The sequence below is a fragment of the Klenkia sp. PcliD-1-E genome (assembly GCF_024124375.1).
Taxonomy (GTDB): domain Bacteria; phylum Actinomycetota; class Actinomycetes; order Mycobacteriales; family Geodermatophilaceae; genus Klenkia.
In genome coordinates, this window is sequence record NZ_JAMXRZ010000200.1 from 1 (window position 1) to 4,081 (window position 4,081).

The 4,081-nt window shown below is 76.2% G+C and carries 3 protein-coding genes and 1 pseudogene; 2 read left to right on the plus strand and 2 right to left on the minus strand.

Annotation, left to right across the window (positions count from 1 at the left end):
• Window positions 1-207: 207 nt before the first annotated feature.
• The gene (locus NH342_RS22210) at window positions 208-783 is read left to right on the plus strand and encodes a TetR/AcrR family transcriptional regulator (protein ID WP_253018426.1); all 576 of its coding nucleotides are present in this window, start codon (window positions 208-210) and stop codon (window positions 781-783) included.
• A 1-nt stretch (window position 784) separates the two neighbouring features.
• Here the strand turns inward: NH342_RS22210 and NH342_RS22215 are convergent, their stop codons facing one another.
• Window positions 785-1,987 carry a metallophosphoesterase gene (locus NH342_RS22215; protein ID WP_253018428.1) on the minus strand — a complete coding sequence of 401 codons (1,203 nt, stop codon included), beginning with the start codon at window positions 1,985-1,987 and terminating at the stop codon, window positions 785-787.
• A gap of 10 nt (window positions 1,988-1,997) precedes the next feature.
• Window positions 1,998-3,776, minus strand: coding sequence for a CHAD domain-containing protein (locus NH342_RS22220; RefSeq protein ID WP_253018430.1), 1,779 nt, complete (start codon window positions 3,774-3,776; stop codon window positions 1,998-2,000).
• A gap of 95 nt (window positions 3,777-3,871) precedes the next feature.
• Here NH342_RS22220 and NH342_RS22225 point away from each other — a divergent pair.
• A pseudogene (locus NH342_RS22225) lies at window positions 3,872-4,081 on the plus strand (hypothetical protein); the annotation flags it as partial.

Sequence of the window (4,081 nt, forward strand, 5' to 3'; positions counted from 1 at the left end):
GCGGCGAGGTCGCCGACGGCGGGGTCGTGGCGCTCGCGCTGGAGGCCGCCGGCGCGGTGCTGGTGGCCCGCTGGCTCACCGGGACCGACCCCGCGGGCGCCACCGGCGGCGCGGTCCCCGAGCTGCTGGCCGCCGTCGTGGCCCCGCACCTGCGCGCCTGACCGCACTCGACCCGCGGTCCGGGCCTGGACCTGCGACGATGCGCAGGTGGTGAACCGGGACTGGCGAGCGCAGAAAAGGGACGCCACCCGTCGCCGCCTGGTCGCCGCCGCCTTCGACCTCATCGCGCAGCGGGGCTACGAGGCGGTGTCGGTGGCCGACATCGCGGAGGCCGCCGACGTCTCCGTGCCGACCTTCTACGCCTACTTCCGCACCAAGGAGCACGTGGTCCTGCCCGAGCAGGACCTCGCCTGGATCGGTGCCCACCTGGCCCGCCAGCCGGCCGACCTGCCGCTGCCCGAACGCATCCGGCGCGGGCTGCACGCGATGGTGGCCGAGCTGCAGACCGCCGAGCAGGAGGACCTGCTGCGCCGCTGGACGCTGGTGCACCAGCAACCTGCGCTGCGCAGCCGCGCCTACGACCGGGAACGGGCGTCGGCGGCCGCGCTGGCCGACGCCCTCGGCGTGGACCTGGTGACCTCCGCCGGTGCGGCCGACGTCGTGGTGGTCTCGGCCTGCCTGAGCGCCTCGACGACGGCGTTCCTGCGCTGGGCGGCCTCCGGGGGCGACCGCCCGCTCACCGAGCTCGTCGACGAGGCGTTCGAGGCCCTGCGCTCGATCTGAGCTACTCCGGCTGCAGCTCGATGACGGTCACCTCGGGCCGCGCGCCGACCCGCATCGGCGGGCCCCAGTAGCCGGCACCAGCGGTGACGTAGAGCTGGGTGTCCCCCTGCCGGGACAGCCCCTCCACCGCGGGCTGGTCGAGCAGCACGGCGTAGTCGAAGGGCCACAGCTGCCCGCCGTGGGTGTGCCCGGACAGCTGCAGGTCCACCCCGGCCGCCCGGGCCTGCTCCACCTGCACCGGCTGGTGGGCCAGCAGCACCACCGGCCGGGTGTCGTCGCGGCCGTCCAGCGCCGCGTCGAGGTCGGCGCCGTGGCCGGGCAGCCCGGAGGACGCCGCCGTCCGGTCGTCGATGCCGGCCAGGTCGAACACCGCCTCGCCCCGGCCGAGCTCCACCCGCTCGTTGCGCAGCACGTCCACCCCCAGGGTGGGCAGGTGCCGGAGCCACTCGTCGGTGTCGGGCACGAAGTACTCGTGGTTGCCGGTCACGAAGAACGCACCCTGCCGGCTGACCAGGTCCCCCAGCGGCGCCACGTCCTCGCGCAGCTGCGCGAGCGACCCGTCGACGAGGTCCCCGACCACGGCGACGACGTCGGGCTGCTGGGCGTTCACCGTCTCCACCAGCCGCTCGAACCGGCGCCCGCCGTAGGTCGCGGACAGGTGGCCGTCGGAGAAGGTGACGATCCGGTAGCCGGCCAGCTCGGGTGCCAGCCCGGCCAGCCGGATCGGCACCCGACGCACGAGGGGGGCGGAGTTGGCCGCCCACAGCCCGTACCCCGCCGTCCCCGCGGCCGCGACGCCGGCGGTGACGGCCAGCGACCGGGCCAGGAACAGCCGCCGGGACACGTCGGCCGGCTCGGGCTCGGGCTCGGCGACGGCCACCGGCTCGGGCTCCGGGGCCGGAGCGCGCCGCTGCCGCGCGCGCAGCAGCCAGCGGACCGGCTCGAGCACGAGCAGTGCCAGGAACAGGTAGAACGCCAGGCCCAGCCAGGTGTAGCCGACCCAGTCCAGGGGGGTCTGCACCGAGAACGGCAGGGACCGCCGGCCGACGACGGCGGCCACGACCAGGACGGCGAGGACGACGACGGCGACCGTCAGCCACCGGCGGGCCACCCCCGGCCGGGTGGTGCTGCGCACGAGCCGGGACCACAGGTACCCGTGCAGCAGCACCATCGCGAGGGAGACGACGGCACCGAAGGCGATCACGGTGCCAGTCTCACTTCGTCCGCACCACCCCGTTCAGCACGGGGGCCAGCGTCGCCCACAGCGCCCAGAAGTCCCGCTCGGCCTGCACGGCGCGCATCTCCTCCAGGGCGTGCAGCCGGCCGTAGGTCCAGGCGTCCTCGCCGGCATTGAAGGCGGCCAGGCCCTGGGTGCGGCACAGCTCCCGGGTGACCACGGTGTCCTGCCGGTCGCCGAGCACGTCCTGCAGCTGCTTCATGGCGTCGACCACGCCCATGACGGCGCCGTTCCTCTTCCCCCCGGCATCCAGGACGGGGGCGGCGACCTCGGCGGTGTAGCGCACCCGCTTGCCGGCCTTGCGCACCTCGTGCAGCGCGAGCTCGTAGGGGCTCTCGGCCGCGCCGTGCGGGGCCGCCCCGTCCTCGGCGAACTCGGCGTCCTCGGCGGTCTCGACCAGCCTCCGCAGCCGCTTCACCGTCTTCCGCAGCACGTCGGCCAGGACGTCGGCGGCGGGCTCGCCGGCGCGCTGCGCCAGCGGAGGGGAGGCGATGAGGGCGTGCAGGGACTCCAGCAGGTTCAGGTAGCGGGACAGGCTCAGCGTGGCGACGGCGTGCTCGGTCCCGCCGGTCTCGCCCTGCATCTCGGCCTGCTCCAGCCGCGCAGCCACCGGGCCGAGCACGAACTCCGGCGGCTGGGCGGCGACCAGCGCGCGCAGGTGCTCCAGGGACACCTCGGCGTCGCGGGTGCCCGACAGCTCCCGGCCCAGCCACTGCAGCTCGTCGCGGACGGCGTCGGTGCGGGTGCGGTCGAGCACCGGCCGGTAGGCGGCCAGGATGCTCCGGATCCGGCGGGCGGCGACCCGCACCTGGTGCACGCCGTCCGGGACGTCGGTGCGCACCATGAGGTCGGCGCGCTGCAGCGCCTCCAGCTGACCGGCGACCGCGGCCACCACGACCTCGCCGGCCTTGGGGATCGCCGCCAGCCGGGCGGCCTCGGCGGCCTCCTTCTTCGCCGCCTTCGCCGCCTTCTTGGCCTGCTTGGCGGCCTTCTTCGCGGCCTCCTCGCGGCGGGCGAGCTCCTTGGCGCGCGCCTTCTTGCCCGAGGGCAGCGGCTCCTCGACCACCGGGGCCGCGTCGACGGCGGCGTCCTCGTCCTCGTCGTCGGCCTCGTCGGCGACCGGGGACGGCGGCGGGCCGGCCAGCCGGTCGGCGAGCACCCGGGTCAGCTTCGCCGCCGACGCCGAGGGCCGGGCACCGGACACCACCAGCTCGGCGCCGACCGCGCCCAGCAGCTCCTCGTCGCCGTCGACCAGCTCGACCTCGACCTCGCGCCAGGTGGTGACGACGGTGGCCTCGCCCGGGCTGGCCGGCAGCGCGGTGCCGGTGACCTGGTCGTCGGCGACCTCGGCCAGCACCCGGCCGTCCTCGGCCAGCAGGGGGACGACGGTGCGGTGGGTGGCGAGGGTGGCGACCTGGCCGGCCGGGGCCCGCCGGACGACGCCGAGGACGGGGAGCAGCACCGCCCGCGGCGGGGCCTTGACCGCCCGGCCCAGCGGGGAGTGCAGCTCCCGGCGGGCACCCGCGGCGGCGGGGAGCTTGAGGTGCCAGCCGTCGTCGGGTCCCCCGGTGCGGCGGCGCAGGGTGATCCGGGCGCGGGCCAGCCGCAGGTCGGCGGTGTCGTAGTAGGTGGCCGCCAGCTCGTGCACCACGGGGTCGCCGACCGAGGCGACCCCCGGCACCCCCGCGAGGTCGGGCAGCGCGAACGTCTCCTCGACGTCGAACTTCCGCTCGATCTCCGTGTGCTCGGTCGCCACGCTGCACCCACTCCTGGTCGCTCGTCCGCTGGTCTGAGGTGCGCTTTCTACCGCAACGAGGTGAACGACGACCCCGTGGTCGATCATGGCCCGTGATGAGCACCGTCCGGCGCGAGCTGCTGCCCCTGGCCCTGACCACCCCGTGGGCGGTGTGCGCGGGGCTGCGCGCCACCGGCACCGAGCGCGGCTGGCCGCTGGTCCCCGGGATGTCCTTCGTGCCCTACGCGGCGGCCTCGGCGGTGCTGCCCCTCGGCGTCGCGGTGGCCCGGCGGGCCCCGGTCGCGACCGTGGTCGCCGCGGCCGCC